The organism is Scytonema hofmannii PCC 7110, assembly GCF_000346485.2.
Taxonomy (GTDB): Bacteria; Cyanobacteriota; Cyanobacteriia; order Cyanobacteriales; family Nostocaceae; genus Scytonema; species Scytonema hofmannii.
The window spans coordinates 6351266-6369119 of sequence record NZ_KQ976354.1; the positions used below are offsets into that span (position 1 = coordinate 6351266).

General features: G+C 45.6%; 4 protein-coding genes. All 4 read left to right on the top strand.

The genetic code is table 11. The annotated features are described in order from the left end of the window. On the top strand, positions 1–4236 hold a 4236-nt coding region (locus tag WA1_RS60285), incomplete at its 5' end, for a type I polyketide synthase (RefSeq protein WP_272819234.1). Positions 4237–4590: 354 nt separating this feature from the next. Further along, positions 4591–9585 carry a type I polyketide synthase gene (locus tag WA1_RS26430; RefSeq protein ID WP_017746870.1) on the top strand — a complete coding sequence of 1665 codons (4995 nt, stop codon included), beginning with the start codon at positions 4591–4593 and terminating at the stop codon, positions 9583–9585. Positions 9586–9767: 182 nt separating this feature from the next. Beyond that, on the top strand, positions 9768–14609 hold the full coding sequence (locus WA1_RS26435) for a type I polyketide synthase (RefSeq protein ID WP_017746869.1): 4842 nt from the start codon (positions 9768–9770) through the stop codon (positions 14607–14609). Between the two features lie 283 nt (positions 14610–14892). After that, positions 14893–17835, top strand: coding sequence for an amino acid adenylation domain-containing protein (locus tag WA1_RS26440; protein WP_017746868.1), 2943 nt, complete (start codon positions 14893–14895; stop codon positions 17833–17835). Positions 17836–17854 lie beyond the last annotated feature (19 nt).

Genomic DNA, 17854 nt, shown 5'->3' on the forward strand with positions numbered 1-17854 from the left:
CCCCTCCCCCTCTCTCCCACTCTCCCCCTCCTACTCCCCCTATCCGCCCATAGCCCGGAAGCTGTCAAATCTCTAGCGCAAGCCTATCAGAACTTTTTGGGTTCTCAAGAATTTGATGTTGCTGCATTGCAAGATATTTGTTACACAGCTAGTGTTCGGCGCACTCACCACGAACACCGTTTAGCGGTTGTTGTTAACTCTCCGGCACAAGTCAAGGAAAGTTTACAAAACTTTGTACAAGGCAATGCAGATGTTAACGTATCTTTTGGTCGCAAAAATCGCCGTCGTCGCCCAAAGGTAGCTTTCGTTTTTTCCGGTCAAGGTCCTCAGTGGTGGGCTATGGGACGGGAGTTACTAGAACAGGAACCCGTGTTTCGCTCGGCTATGGAGCAGTGCGATGAACTCATCAAATCTCATACGGGTTGGTCTGTGTTGGAAGAATTGACCAAGGACGATGCTTCCCAATCTCGCTTGCAAGAAACAGAGTTTGCTCAACCAGCTATTTTTGCACTACAAGTAGCACTTGCTCAAGTGTGGCGTTCTTGGGGTATTGACCCAGATGCGGTTGTGGGTCACAGTTTGGGAGAAGTAGCAGCAGCTCGCATCTCTGGTGCTCTGACTTTAGAAGAGGCGGTGTACTTGATTTGTCACCGGGGACGCTTGATGCAACAAGCAACTGGTCATGGTAAGATGGCTGCGATTGAACTGTCGGCAAAAGAGACAGAGCGTTTGTTGTCTGGATATGAAGACCGTCTCACGATCGCAGCGATAAACAGTCCCACTTCTACAGTAATCTCAGGAGAACCATTCGCTGTAGAATCAGTCCTCAAGTTACTCCAGCAAGAACAACCAGAAGTTTTCTGCAAACTGCTACCTGTAAATTATGCATTTCACAGCCCGCAGATGGCTCACTTTGCTGTAGAACTGGTACAACATCTGCACCAACTTCAGCCACACTCAGGAACGATTCCTTTCTTCTCTACTGTCACGGGTCAGATGAGTCACAGTGTAGATTTAGATGCGACTTACTGGGGTCGAAATTTAGAGCAATCCGTCCGTTTTGCAGACGCAATTGAGGAATTGGCAAACGCAGGTCAAACCATCTTTATAGAAGTTAGCCCGCACCCAGTGCTTTCAGGTTATATTTCCCAGTGCCTCAATCATCTTAATAAAGAAGGTACAGTTTTGCCCTCTCTGCGGCGCGGTCAGCCGGAACGCACTACATTACTCAGTTCTTTAGGAAACATTTACACTCAGGGATATCCAGTAAACTGGCAGTTGCTGTATCCATCTGCCAACTCAGTTGTTAGCTTACCTTCCTACCCTTGGCAACGTCAAAGATATTGGTTTGAACGGAAACATCAGAAGCCAGTTTTGCCAACTAGGGATACATCGTTACATCCCTTACTCGGTCAACGCCTGCGATCGCCACTCAAGGAAACTTTATTCGAGTCTGAGTTGAGCGTCGATTTGCAACCTTTCCTGGTCGGTCATCAAATTTATGGTATGGTAGTTCTTCCAGGAGCGGGCTATTTAGAAATAGCTTTAGCTGGAGCAGCTGCGGTTGGATTAGAACCGTGTTGCTTGCAAGCGGTATCCATTCAAGAACCACTCATCTTGCCAGAAAATAGCAGTCGCGTTGTACAGTTAATCCTAACACCCTTAGGTGATGGGCAAACTTCTTTCCGGATAGTGAGCGTTGAAGGCGATCGCGCAGATGATGCCAATAATTGGGTACAGCATACTGCGGGAAAAGTCAATGTTGGGCAATCAAATCCAGTGCAAACATCCGTTTCTTTAAAAGACCTCCAAGCACGTATTCAAGAACAGGTATCAATTATAACCTACTATCAACAGTTGCAAGAGCGAGGACTGGAGTATGGATCGAGCTTTCAGGGAATTGAACAACTCTGGCGGTATGATGGAGAGGTTCTGGGGCGAATTCGACTTCCTGAAGCACTAGTATCAGAAGCAACAGCCTATCATCTGCACCCAGTGTTAATGGATTCTGGTTTCCAGCTTTTGTTTGCAGCTTTGGCTAGTGAAAGCGAAGACGATACTTATCTACCTGTAGGTTTGGACAATTTGCGGCTCTATCGTCGCGCTGATACTCAATTGTGGATTCACGGTCAGATACGACGCAAAGATAACTTAAACCAAGAAGCTCTCACAGGCGATTTGCGGTTGTTTGATGATGCGGGAAAAATTGTAGCAGAGATTGAGGGTTTCCACGTCAAGCGTGCAAAACGCGAGATGCTTTTGCAATTTGCTCAAAAGAACCAAAACCTGAATCATTGGCTTTACGAAGTAGAATGGCGATCGCAAGCGCGTGAGACCAACTTGCAGCACCAAGTAAATTCAGGTAGCTGGTTGCTATTTGCTGACAGAGAAGGGATAGCAGCAGAGGTCGCAAAACTCCTGAAGAACCAAGGCGACAATTGTTTCATGGTCTTTCCCGGTGAAGCCTATGAGGTTTCAGAAGAAGGACATTACAAAATAAATCCAGAATCTACACAAGATTTTCAGAAACTGTTCAACGAGGTCTTGAAGATAAATAAAACCCCGTTACGTGGAGTAGCTCACTTATGGGGGTTGGATAGTTCTTCAGAAGAAGCGATGACAGTAGATTCTCTCAAAGTTGCTCAAACCTTAGGCTCTCAAAGCGTACTGCATCTAGTACAGGAGCTAGCCAAAGTTGATGAATCAGTGTCTCCTCGGCTTTGGTTAGTCACAAGAGGGACTCAACCAGTCGAATCGCAAACAACTTCAGAGGGAGTAGCTCACTCTACCCTGTGGGGACTTGGTCGCGTTATCTCCCTAGAACACCCTGAGATTTGGGGAGGAATGGTAGATTTGGAAACTGGTACCTCTGAAGGCGCAGCTTCGTTGCTGTTTGCAGAAATTTCACAGCCCAATAAAGAAGACCATATAGTTTTTCGAGGCGAGCAGCGTTATGTCGCCCGTCTCGTTCCAAGTAGCCATACCAAGAAAGCAGCAGAACCATTGTCTTTGCGTAAAGACGCTACTTACCTCATTACTGGTGGTTTAGGTAGTCTCGGACTTCAACTAGCTGGGTGGATGGTACAGCAAGGCGCACGGTACTTAGTACTGGTAGGACGCAGTGGTGCTTCAGAAACTACCCGCGAGGTTTTGAAAGAGTTAGAACGTTCGGGTGTCAAAGTTTTGGTTGCAAAGGGAGATGTCTCTCAACAGAAAGATGTTGCGAGAATCCTTGGAGAAATCAGTGAATCAATGCCAGTACTGCGAGGAGTTATTCACGCAGCTGGTATCCTTGATGATGGTGTGCTGCTCCAACAAGAGTGGGAACGCTTCAACAAGGTGATGGCTCCGAAGGTTGAAGGCGCTTGGAACCTACACCTTCTGACACAAAACTTGTCTTTAGACTACTTTGTGATGTTCTCGTCAGTCGCCTCATTGCTCGGCTCACCAGGACAAGGAAATTATGCAGCAGCCAATGCCTTTTTGGATGCACTTGCTCATTATCGCCGAGCGCAGGGGCTACCAGGGTTGAGTATTAATTGGAGCTTTTGGGCAAATATGGGGATGGCGGCTGGCTTAGATGGTATAAATCAAAACCGTTTAGCTGCAATGGGGATGGAGACGATTGCACCAACGCAAGGATTACAAGTGCTGGAGCAGTTACTCCAAGAATCTTCTACTCAAGTTGGGGTGATACCTGTTAACTGGATGCAGTTCATGCAACAATTTACACTTGATACTGCTCCACCACTTCTCACCGAGTTCACTCGCGGGCTAGTACAGGTAAATACCGAGCAACTTACAGTCCCAAAACTTGAGTTTTTGCTGAAATTAAAGCAAGTTCTCGCTCGCGATCGCCAAGAGCTTTTACTTGCTCACATTCAAGACCAAGTGACTAAGGTTTTAGGTTTGACTTCATCCCATCGCATAGAGGCTCATCAAGGTTTCTTTGACCTTGGTATGGATTCTCTGACTTCTATGGAGTTAAGGAATCGTCTTCAAGCTTCTTTGGGTCACGCTCTTTCTTCTACTTTAATTTTTGATTATCCGACTCTTAATGCTCTTGCTACGTATCTTGCTGGTGAGATGTTTTCTGAGGAATCTCATGAGGAGGATTTACAAGTTGTTTTGGAGAAGAATCATCAGCAAGCTATGAGTGTAGCGGAAATTGAACAGCTTTCAGAGGAAGATGCAGAGGCTTTACTGCTCAAGGAGCTGGAAAGTATTAAGTTTTAAGAGCTTTCTTTCCTGAAGACTACTTATTTAATTGAACCGCAAAGACGCAAGGAGAGCGAAGAAAGAGAAAGGTTAAGGAATCTTTGAAATTCTTCTCCTCTTCCTCTGCGCCCTCTGCGCCTCTGCGGTTTTTTTATTTATCGCAACACTACCTATCCCAATACTACAAGGGCTCTCGAATTTTTGTGGGTTGCGATCGCCCTGGAGAAACTTAACAAATGCTTGTAAATGTTGGGTTTCGTTCCTCAACCCAACCTACCTACCTTAACAAATGCTTGTAAATGTTGGGTTTCGTTCCTCAACCCAACCTACTTTATGCTTTCTTCGGTTAAATTGTAATATCAGGAATTAAATATGACTTTATCTCCTACGAAACGTGCGCTTTTAGCATTAAAAGAAATGCAAGCCAAGCTCGAAGCAAATGAGCAAGCTAAGACAGAGCCGATCGCTATTATTGGAATGAGCTGTCGATTCCCAGGAGCAAACGATCCAGAAGCATATTGGCAAATGCTGCGTAACGGGGTGGATGCAATGACAGAAGTTCCATCAGATAGATGGGACATTAATACCTACTATGACCCCAATCCGGATGCTCCTGAGAAAATGTATGTCCGGAAAGCTGGGTTTCTAGATCGTGTAGACCAGTTCGATCCTCAGTTTTTTGGAATTTCCCCTCGGGAAGCTGTCAATATGGACCCCCAGCAACGGTTGCTGTTAGAAGTTAGCTGGGAAGCCCTTGAAAATGCAGGTATCGCACCTGACAAGATACTGGGTAGCCAAACTGGTGTTTTTGTTGGAATTATGAATTTGGATTATTTTCAGTTGGCGAGCACTCCAAATCGCGTTGATGCTCATACTGCTACGGGTAATGCTTTTAGCGTGACTTCTGGTCGATTGTCTTATAACTTGGGTCTACAGGGACCAAGTATGGCGATCGATACAGCTTGCTCGTCTTCTTTAGTTTCTGTCCACACTGCTTGTCAAAGCTTACGCAGCAAAGAGTGCAATTTGGCTCTCGCTGCTGGTGTGAACCTGATTATAACACCAACGGTGATGATTAATGAGTGTCGGGCTAAGATGCTAGCCCCTGATGGTCACTGCAAAACCTTTGATGCTTCTGCTGATGGCTACGCACGGGGAGAGGGATGTGGTATCTTGGTTCTCAAGCGTCTTAGTGATGCAATTGCTGACGGTGACAACATTTTAGCTCTGATTCGGGGTTCGGCTGTCAATCAGGACGGTCGCAGTGGGGGTCTTACAGTTCCCAATGGTCCAGCCCAGCAAGCTGTTATCCGCTCGGCTCTTGCTAATGCAGGAGTAGAGCCAGGACAGGTGAGCTATGTGGAAGCCCACGGTACGGGGACATCTCTGGGAGACCCGATTGAATTACGAGCTTTAGGAGCAGTTCTGGGAAAGGGGCGATCGCAAGACCAACCCCTACAGGTTGGTTCGGTGAAGACCAACATGGGACATTTGGAAGCCGCAGCTGGGGTTGCGGGTTTAATTAAGCTGGTGCTAGCACTGCAACATAAAGAAATACCTCCCCATCTGCACTTGAAAAATCCGAATCCTCATATTCCTTGGGGAGAACTTCCTATCAAAATTACTACAGAACTTACCCCTTGGACTCCTATTAATGGTAAGCGGATTGCGGGACTTAGTTCCTTTGGCTTTAGTGGAACCAATGCTCACATAGTTGTTGAGGAAGCTCCCTCTAGGGAGATGGGGAGAAAAGATGACTCCATCTCGGAAGAGCGTTCCTTGCATCTACTCAGCCTTTCGGCGAAAAGTGAAGAAGCATTAAAGCAGCTTGCAAACCGTTTTTCCGCAGCATTTAAAGCTAATCCTAACCTTAACTTTGCTGATGTCTGCTTTACTTCTAACACTGGTCGCTCTGTCTTTGACCACAAACTGGCACTGGTAGCTGAAAATACAATTCAGGCATGCGAGCAACTTACAGACTTTAGCGCTGGGAAAGAAGCATCCGGGGTATTTGCAGGGTTACCTCAAGAAACTCGTAGACCAAAAGTAGCATTCTTGTTTACCGGACAAGGTTCTCAGTACGTAGGGATGGGACGCCAGCTTTACGAACAAGCGCCTACTTTCCGCCAAGCCCTCGATCGCTGCGATGCGATCCTGCGTCCTTATTTACAACAACCCTTATTGTCTGTACTCTATCCAAAGGACGGATCTAACTCCCCCATTGACCAGACTGCTTACACCCAACCTGCTCTGTTTGCCCTAGAATATGCTTTGTATGAATTATGGCGCTCTTGGGGTATTACTCCAAATGTCGTTATGGGTCACAGCGTTGGTGAATACGTAGCAGCTTGCGTTGCAGGGGTATTCAGTTTGGAAGACGGTCTAAAACTCATAGCAGAGCGATCGCGTCTGATGCAAGCTCTACCACCTGGTGGCGAAATGGCTGCAGTGCTTGCAGATGAAGCAACTGTGCGGACGGCAATTTCTCCCTACGGACAAAAAGTTGCCATCGCAGCCATCAATGGACCGCAAAACGTCGTTATTTCTGGTGAAGGAGAGAGCGTACAAGCTGCGATCGCTGAACTACAAGCGAAAGGAATTGAGTCCCGACGCTTGAGCGTATCCCACGCGTTTCACTCACCCTTGATGGAACCAATGTTAGATGCTTTTGAAAAGCAAGCAGTAACGGTTACCTATAGCGAACCCAAGATCGACTTGATTTCCAATCTCACAGGTCAACTAGTACGCGGAGTCGAAGTGAGTCAAGCCAGTTACTGGCGGCGTCACGTGAGGGAAGCGGTGCGATTTGCTGATGGAATGAAGACTTTGCAAGCACAGGCGATCGACATCTTTGTAGAAATCGGACCGCATACAGTTTTGAGCGGGATGGGGCGACAGTGTTTGCCAGAAGGATCTGAAGTATGGTTACCTTCCTTACGCCGAGGACAGAATGATTGGCAACAACTTCTCCAAAGTTTGGGAACCTTGTATGCAAACGGCTTGAATGTGGACTGGTCGGGCTTTGACCGGGATTACCAGCGTGCAAAAGTTTCCTTACCAACCTATCCCTTCCAAGGTCAGCGGTACTGGGTTAAAGTGGATTCACCTAAACAACAGTCTTCTATCATATCTCTCGAAAAACCAGAATCTCAATCCATTCACAATTTTTTACAATCTAACGATACAAAAGAACTGACTCGCACGTTAGAACTCGTTGAACAACTTCCTACAGAGCAAGTCGTATCATTACTGGAAAATCTGCGTTTAGCAAGCCTGTCCGAACGTATTACCAAACTATCGCCAGAAAGACACGAGCTACTGACACAGTTGCTCCAGCAAGATCGACAGCAACAGACTTTAGCGAAAGGTCGTAATTCATTATACCAAATTCAATGGCAACCCCAAAACCGTAAAGCTTTACCCCAGCAAATTCAAACAACGCAACGTGGTAAGTGGGTGATCTTTAGCGATCGCACAGGAGTAGGACAAGCATTAGCAGAACTTCTGCAAGAGCTTGGCGAGAAATGTTTGATGATTTACCCAGGCGAAGCTTACGAAACTTTAGAAGACGGACATCGAAAAATCAACCCTGAAAACCTGAGTGACTTTCAAAGGCTATTCCAAGAACTTACCGCAACCAATGGACTGCCATTTCGTGGAATCGTGCATCTGTGGAGTTTAGAAACACGTTCTCACCAAATCACACCATCCTCCCTAGAAGTTGCTCAAGTCTTAGGCAGTGGTAGCGTGCTGCATCTAGTTCAAGCGTTACTCAATTTTACCAATTCCATCTCACCCAAATTGTGGTTAGCAACCTGCGGAACCCAAGCAGTGGAAGCAAAACCCGTTCCCCTTGCAGTCGCTAATGCACCTTTGTGGGGTTTAGGTCGGGTCATTGCGTTAGAACACTCAGAAATTTGGGGAGGGCTAGTCGATTTAGACCCCAATACCTCAGGAAAAGAAGGAACCACATCACAAGCTAAGTCCTTACTTGCAGAAATTTGGCAACCAGATGACGAAGACCAAATAGCTATTCGTGGCAAACAACGCTATGTTCCTCGTTTAGTACGTAGCAGCAATCTTAAACCACAACCTCTGCATTTGCAAGCGAATGCAACTTACCTAATTACTGGTGGCTTAGGTAGTTTAGGGCTTCAAACTGCTCAGTGGATGGTAGAGCAAGGTGCGCGAAACCTGGTATTGCTAGGGCGCAAAGGACTTCCCGATCGCAACCAATGGTCTACCATACCACATGAGACTGACACTTGGGAACGGGTTAAGGCAATTCAATCCTTAGAAGACATGGGAGCCAAGATTATCGTAGCTCAAGCTGATGTCAGTAACTCAGAGCAGATGACAGCAGTCTTTGAGCAGTTGCGAGATCCTCAAATTCCCCTCAAAGGAATCGTCCATGCAGCCGGAGTTACAGATTACAAAGTGTTACAAGATATTGACTTTAGCACACTTCAATATACACTAAAATCTAAAGTAGTAGGTACATGGCTCCTGCATCATCTCAGCCAAGAGATGAACCTAGACTTTTTCGTTTGCTTCTCCTCAATTGCCTCAGTATGGGGGTCTAGAGGACAAGCCCACTACGCTGCAGGTAATCACTTCCTCGATGCGATCGCCCATCATCGCCTAGCTTTAGGACTACCAGCGTTAAGCATCAACTGGGGACCTTGGACTGGTGGCGGGATGGCGTCTGCTGAAACCCAGACATTATTAAAACGCATGGGAGTCGAAGCATGGCTACCAGAAGATGGAATTGCAGTACTAGCAGAAGTTTTGGGTACAAACATTGCTCAAATAACAGCAGCCCAAATTGAGTGGAGTGTCTTTAAACCGATTTACGAAGTTAAGGGACAGAAACCACTACTCGAACTCATTAACAAACAGCCTCAGGAGAAAATTGAATCTCCTCAAGCAAAACGCCCAGAAGTCATACAACAGTTAGAAGATCTTCCCGCAAACAAACGTTATAGTTTCCTAGTTTCACATCTTCAAACAACAGTCGCTAAGGTACTGGGATTAGAACAATCTCAACTACCACAAATAAGACAAGGATTTGTCGAACTAGGAATGGATTCGTTAATGGCTGTTGAATTGAAGACACGACTCGAAACTAGCTTGGGACAGACCTTAAGTTCGACATTGGCTTTTAACTATCCCAATATAGAGACTCTTGCTCAATACTTAGCTACTGAAGTTCTAGCTCTAGAACAAGCAGTAGAAACTGTTTCTAACTTGCCAAAAGATAGCCAGGAAGCAACTCGATTGTCAGCAGATCTAGAACAACTTTCTTCTTCCGAATTAGCATCATTGCTTGATGAAGAATTAAATAGTTGGTCAATGGTTAATGGCTAATTTTTCTTCTTCTCTTTCTTTGCGCTCTTTGCGTCTTTGCGGTTAATAAACTTAATTAAATGAACCGCAAAGACGCGAAGGACACGAAGAAAAGAGAAATTAAGAGGTCATTTATAAAATGAAATGTTGGGTTTCGTTCCTCAACCCAACCTACTAACTAACAATTTTTGAAAATTCCGAAAATGAACAATCCCTCAGACACTATCGACTATCAATCCCGCTTAAAAAATGCACTTGTTGCACTCCGAGAAATGCGAGCCAAGCTTGATGCAATGCAGTATTCTAAGACAGAACCGATCGCAATTATTGGGATGGGTTGTCGATTCCCAGGTGCAAAAAACCTACAAGCTTTCTGGTCTCTGCTGCGTGATGGAGTTGATGCTATTACAGAAGTTCCTCCCGACCGATGGGATATCAATGAATTTTATGACCCGAATCCTGATACACCAGGGAAAATGTATGTCCGAAGTGCTGGATTTATAGACCAGGTAGACCAGTTTGAACCGCAATTTTTTGGTATCACTCCACGGGAAGCTATTAGCATGGACCCCCAACAGCGACTCCTGTTAGAGGTCAGTTGGGAAGCGATCGAGCACTCTGGGACTGCTCCAGAAGGACTCAGAAACAGCCAGACTGGGGTTTTTGTTGGGATTACAACTAATGATTATTTGCAACTTCAGGTAGAATCTGGCGATCGCACCAACATTGACGCCTACAGTACCACAGGAAATTGTTTGAACGCTGTGGCTGGTCGTTTGTCATATACCCTGGGTCTTGTGGGTCCGAGTATGATCGTCGATACAGCGTGCTCGTCGTCATTGGTAGCGATCCATCTTGCTTGTCAAAGTTTACGCAATCAAGAGTGTAATTTAGCTCTTGCTGGTGGGGTTAACCTCATTCTGTCACCAATTTCAACCATTGCGACTTGTAGAGCCAGGATGCTAGCTCCTGACGGTCGCTGCAAAACCTTTGATGATTCAGCTGACGGTTTTGCTCGCGGAGAGGGTTGCGGGGTTGTGGTTCTTAAGCGTTTAAGTGATGCGATCGCCGATGAAGACAACATTTTGGCTGTGATTCGGGGTTCAGCAGTCAATCAAGATGGACCTAGTAGTGGTCTGACAGTTCCTAATGGAGTCGCTCAACAAGCACTGCTTCGCAAAGCCTTGGCTAACGCTGGGGTAGAACCAACACAAGTAAGCTACATTGAAGCTCATGGTACGGGTACATCTTTAGGAGACCCAATTGAGGTAGAGTCTTTGGGAGTTGTACTGGGTCAAGGACGCTCGAAGGAACAACCTTTAGTTATTGGCTCGGCGAAGACTAATATTGGTCACTTGGAATCAGCAGCTGGGGTGGCTGGGTTAATTAAAGTCGTGCTGTCATTGCAAAATAAAGAAATACCTCCCCATTTGCACTTCAACAATCCCAATCCTCACATCCGATGGACAGAACTTCCAGTGGTAGTTCCAACTCAAAGAATGTCTTGGAGAGCAGAAAATGGACTCCGCATTGCAGGGGTGAGTGGGTTTGGCGTTAGTGGAACCAACGCTCACTTAGTGCTTGAGGAAGCCCCTCTTAGGGAGATGGGGAGAAAACGTGACTCCAGCTCGGAAGAGCGCCCCTTGCATTTGCTTAGCCTTTCAGCAAAAAGTGAAGAAGCATTACAGCAATTAGTCAGCGACTTTTACACAACCATCAAAGCTAATCCCAACCTCAACCTCGCTGATGTTTGCTTTACAGCCAATACGGGTCGTTCTGTCTTTGACCATCGATTGGCGCTGGTTGCGAAAAACTTACCCCAGGTGTGTGAACAACTCGCAGCCTTTAGTGTTAAGCTCAACCCAGATAACGTGTTCGCAGGGTTCTTTAAAAACACCCATAAGCCCAGGATCGCATTTTTGTTTACCGGACAAGGCTCCCAGTTTGCAGGGATGGGACGCCAACTTTACGAACAAGCGCCCGCCTTCCGTGAAGCACTTGATCGCTGCGATACTATCTTGCGTCCCTACTTACAACAACCCCTGTTGTCTGTACTTTATCCAGCAGCAACTTCGGACTCTCCTATCAACCAGACTGCTTACACCCAACCAGCTTTGTTTGCCCTAGAATATGCTTTATTTGAATTATGGCGCTCTTGGGGAATTACTCCAGATGTGGTCATGGGTCATAGTGTCGGTGAATACGTGGCGGGTGTCAGTGCAGGAGTGTTCAGTTTAGAAGATGGTCTGAAACTCATAGCAGAGCGATCTCGTCTGATGCAAGCCCTACCACTAGGAGGTGAAATGGCTGCAGTGTTTGCAGATGAAGCCACTGTACGGGCTGCGGTCTCTCCCTATGGACGAAAAATTGCGATCGCAGCCCTCAATGGACCGCAAAACGTAGTGATTTCCGGTGAAGGAGAGAGTGTACGAGCAGTCGTTGTGGAATTGCAAGCTTGTGGAATTTGGTCTCGGCGCTTGAACGTGTCCCACGCATTTCACTCGCCCTTGATAGAACCAATGTTAGATGCTTTTGAGCAGCAAGCAGCAACTGTTACCTACAGCGAACCTAACATAGACCTCATCTCCAATGTCACAGGTCAACTGGTGCGCCCATCAGAAATGAGTCAAGCCAGCTATTGGCGGAATCATGTACGCAAAACCGTGCGATTTGCTGATGGAATACAAACGCTACACGCACAGGCGATCGATATTGTTGTGGAAATCGGACCAAATCCAGTACTGATTGACATCGGGCGACAGTGTTTCCCAGAAGGAACAGAGGTATGGTTACCTTCACTGCGTCGAGAACATGATGATTGGGAGCAGCTCCTCCAAAGTTTGGGACAGTTATACGTCAACGGCGTGAAAGTTAACTGGTCGGGTTTTGACCGGGATTACCAACGTGCAAAAGTGTCTTTACCTACCTATCCTTTCCAACGCCAACGTTATTGGTTGGACATCAAAGCCGTCGAAGTACCTTCCAAAAAAGAGCAAACACAACTCAAAAACCAAGAGACTTTCTCAACAAGCATTCCAGAAACAAACTTTCAAGACCGCATCTTTGCTATAATTGCTAAGACAAGCGGACGAAAACAAGACCAACTGACTCCGGATATGTCCCTAGAGGGAGACCTTGGTCTAGATTCTCTCATGATGACCCAACTCATGAGCGACTTAGTAAAACTTATTCCAGACGACCAAAAGACAGCATTTAGCAATTACTTTTCCTTACGTGACCTGATGCAGTCGCAAACCGTAAGGCAAGTCATTCAAAGATTTGAAGAATGGCAACCCTCTAGTGAAAAAGATACAAACAGCACAGAAGAAACCAAAGTTGTCAATCTAGACCCACATGAGCAGCGATCGCACCCACAACCAGCGAACGAAAATGTCTTACCCCCACTCCCTACTCCCTACTCCCCACTCCCCATACTACATGGTCAGTATTTTCACTTAGTAGGACACTGGGTTGTTAGTTCCAACAGTCTGTTCTCTTCCTTGCGTTTACAAGGGTCTTTTGATACAGACGTTGCGTGGCAAAGCTGGAAACACCTGATATCTCGCCATCCCATGTTGCGCGCTCGCTTCCACGTACCAGAAGGAGCAACTCGCTTTAGAGACTATCAGATGGAAGTTCTCGAAGAAGCGATTCCCCCTGAAATCCCAGTCACCGATCTCAGACATCTTGACACTGATGCTCAAGAACAGGCAATACAAGAAGAGTTACAGCGATGGCTGAATTACCAATGGTCAATGATTGAATGGCCACTGCATCGATTTTCCGTACTCCAGTTAGGAGATAACGATTATCAACTGTTTCTAGGTAACGAACATTTGATATCAGATGCGTTGGGAAATCATATCATACTGCGCGAATTTATGGAAATTTACCGCGCACTTATCAGCAACGATGAACCCAATCTGCTTCCAGCCACCACATTACAAGAGTACTCCGAAGTCGTGGGAGCCATGAATGCTTGGTATGACCCAGAGGAAGACCGTTTACTAACAGAGTATACTAGCAAACAGGGTAAAGATTCTTACTTCTGGAATCCACAAGGTGGTACTGTTAATTACACGCATCCTGAATTTCACACCCAGAGATACCGTCTTGGACGCGAAATCACTGCTAAGCTAATTGCCCAAACCCGTGAATGGCGATTACCTATCAATTCCCTCTTAATGGGAGCATTCCTGCGAGCAGTTGTGAAGTTTCAGCAGTCCTCTCAACCTGCGATCGTGCAAGTCCCCACTGGTGGTAGAATCTATCCAGGGGTAGATGCTTCTCATATAGTCAGCAGTTTCGCACAGAATCTCGCACTCAGCTTCGCACCGCCGCAACCAAACGAAGATTGGTCAACTCTGTTAAACCGTCTTCATCAGGAAATTCAAAATGGAATAGCCAGTGGACTTGACAGATCTCAAACTCGTCAGATTGGCACAATTTTCCGAAACAATATAGCGTTAGAAGACGGCAAAATACCCGACCATAGTGTAGCTGTATTCCGGAGTGCGTTAAAATCCAATCTCTATTTCCCTTACACCGGACACACCCACATTGACACTCAATACGGTTCTATAGCGGTAACTAGTTATCAAGCAGGTGGTATAAACGCTGCAGGAACGATAGATATCTTACAAGAGATATTTGACGACAGCCTGCATCTGTTTGCAAGTTACGATCGCAAATTCTTCAACCTGTCCGTAATTGACAGCTTAATGAAGGAATACATTTCTCAGATAGAAGAATTAACCTCACTGACAATTCAACACCAAGAAATAACACAACCGCTTCCAGCGTCCCAAAAAGAGACTAATACTAATATCGAGTCTCTACTTAGACAGGTAGCAGAGGAAATTTGTCACTACCCAATTACCTCTGAAGAGATGGATCAAGATTTAGAAGCGGACTTAGGTATGGATTCACTAGAACGCATACGTATCGTTACCCGTCTGGAAAAATTGCACGGAAAAGTCGATCGTCAAGCCTTGTTCAGTTGCAGAAGTTTGCAGGAAATGGCAACTGTATTGAACAGGGAGTAGGGAGTAGGGAGTAGGGGAGGAGCGTCTCGCCCGTTCCACAAGATACACAAACTTGCCAGCCTCAATTGTACTCCCGTCCCGGTACAAGATTACCAATTTTCTTCTTCTCTTTCTTCGTGTCCTTTGCGTCTTTGCGGTTCATTCAAATAAGTAATCTTCGGACGAGACAGGAGTAGTGGATAAAACCTTCTTCACCTCGATATTACCAACGGGCGAGACGCCCGTCCCACAAGATACACAAACTCAATCCAAAATCTAAAATCTAAAATCCAAAATAATGAAAATGAACAAGACTGTGGAAATTCCTTACCTAAAAATTGTCGAACAGATTCAGCAAACACCTGATGCTGTAGCAGTATTGCATAAAGAAACCAAATTGACTTACGCCGAATTACATCGCCTTTCCAATCAAGTTGCGAATTATTTGCGGACTTTAGGTGTAGGACCAAACACCTTGGTAGGTATTATGACCCAGCGCGGTCCTCTCATGGTAGTAGGAATTTTAGGTATCCTTAAAGCTGGTGGTGCTTATGTTCCCCTCGATCCTTCTTACCCAGCAGAACGGATACGCTATATTTTAGACCATGCCAAAATTGACACTTTGCTTGCTGAGTCCCAAGTGACTTCCAAACTTGAAGAGTGCTTGGATGAGAAGTCGCTGTTGCATACCCTGATGTTTTTGGACAATGAAGAAACTTTCCCAGCAAGAAAAGAACTAAGCTTAGTTGATAAAAATATTTGGTCTGCTGTCTCAGATAAGGATGTAAATTATACTAATTCTCCAGATGATTTGATGACAGTTCTGTATACTTCTGGGTCTACAGGTCGCCCTAAAGGAGTCATGCTTAACCATCGTGGCTATATGAACCGCCTAGAGTGGATGCAAAATACCTTTCAGTTAAAACCCGGAGATCGAGTAGCACAGAAAACTTCTTTCTGTTTTGATATATCGGTTTGGGAACTCTTTTGGACGCTGATGGAGGGAGCTACAATTTGCCCTGTAGAGAGGGAAACAGTCATCAATCCTTGGGATTTTGCACAGTGGATCGAGGACACCCAAATTAATATTATGCACTTTGTCCCTTCGCTGTTTGGAGAGTTTATCAGTGCTTTGGAAGATGAAACTTGGTCATTTCCTCACCTACGTTGGTTAGTCTTTAGTGGTGAAGCTTTACCATTATCTTTTATACAACGTTGGATTGATAAGTATGGTACAGAGACTGGGTTAGCAAATTTGTACGGACCGACTGAGGCGTCTATTGACGTGACTGCTCATATTATCACTCAGCGACCTGATGAGAATATTCCTATCGGTAAAGCGATTGATAACGTCTACATCAAGATACTAAATGAGCAAATGCAGCCAGTTGCGCCAGGAGAGTTAGGAGAACTTTGGATAGGAGGTATACAACTGGCTAAGGGTTATCTTAACGATGTGGAACGAACATCAGCAGCTTTTCGCTCCAATCCCTTTTCTGAGATTCCTGGAGAACATCTCTATCGTACTGGCGATTTGGCAAAAGAATTGCCAGATGGTAGTTTTGAATACCACGGGCGTATCGATCATCAAGTTAAGATACGTGGTTTTCGTGTAGAATTGGGAGAAATCGAAAGCGTTCTCAATACTCACCCATCAGTACGTGAAGCAGCAGTCTTAGCAGTAGATTATGGAGCTGGACAGAAAAGGTTGGTCGCTTGGATGTCAGGACAGAAGGTTAACAACCGACAAATTAAGGAACATCTCTCCAAGCAACTACCAGATTACATGATTCCTCAACGATTGGAATGGCTCCCCAGTTTGCCCAAGAATCATAATGGTAAGTTGGATCGCAAAGCTTTGCTGGCTTTACTACCTGAGAACCGTTCAACAACTGAAAAAGCTGTCACTGCAACTGATTCATTTGATGAATATTTACCCCTTGGTCCTGGTCAGCGTTGGCTGACATCATACTTCCAGCCTCCTTACCAGTGGACGGGGTACTCGCGGTTTCTATACCACAAACCCTTAAATCTGGAGCTTTTCAACAAAGCTCTTAACCTTATGGTGATACGCCATCCCGCCTTGCGTACTGTGTTTGTCTCACACCAAGGTCAATGGCAACAGCGAGTGCTCGGTCAACCTCAGCCACTTACGGTTAGCTTTCACGATCGCAGTCACCTTACAGACGAACAGCGCGATGAACAAATCCACACCATGATACAACAAAGCAGCCAAAAACTCCAGATTAATGAGTGGCCTTTGATGTCAACAATTGTGGTTAAGGTGAGTGAATCTTGCTACGATATTGCAATTGTTGCACACCATATCATTGCTGATATGTTAAGTACCAGTGTATTATTTAAGGAACTCTGGTACGCATATGACCAGATGTTGGCGGGTGGAAATGTCAGCTTTGAAAACTCCTCTCCACCTTCTTACACAGATTACGTGCGTTTGCTTGTGGAACAAGACAAAGGTGGTGCTTTGGCGAGCCACGTTGATTATTGGAATTCTCAGTTTCCTTCTAGGGAATACACGTTCGTAGTTCCTTTTGACCATCTTAATGGCTCGAATGATGAGGCTTCCGCTTGCAGTCAAAAATTTATCTTGACTAAAGAACAAACTGATACACTGGTACGCAAAGCTAAACAGCACTATGGTTGTAATGTGTATACTCTTTTACTGGCTCCTCTGTATCAGCTGATGGCAAATTGGTCTGACAAATCTTGGGTCGTGGTTAGCCATCGTACCAACGGTAGAGATTTGGGTGCAAATCATCTGTTTTGGGAAAGCGTCGGTAATTATGCTGTCAATTTTCCTGTGGGAATCAACGTAGAACATCAGGAAAAGTGGGAACAGATTATTAAGAATATTAAAGATGGATTTGATGGGTTGCCAATGAATGGTAATACGTTTGATTGGATATGCGATCGCTTGCCCAGCCATATCTATCCTGATGCTAATTTGACACCTATACGGGCGAATTACCTGGGGAACCGCACTCTCCCGGTATCTGAGGTGTTTGAGTTCTTGGCGGAAGATCGCGATCGCCGATTGTCTCCTCCCGAACAAAAACGCACAACCTTGCTGGAGTTTTTCTTTTTCACCATCAATGGAAGCTTACACTTAGAAATCGAATACTCTCGCAATTTTCATCTGAGCGAAACTATCAATGAGCTGGGTAAGCAGTACTTAAAGCTTATGGATGATATGCTTGCAGCGATGTATGTGGAAATAACTGGTTAAATCCGTAAGATTTGCCCTC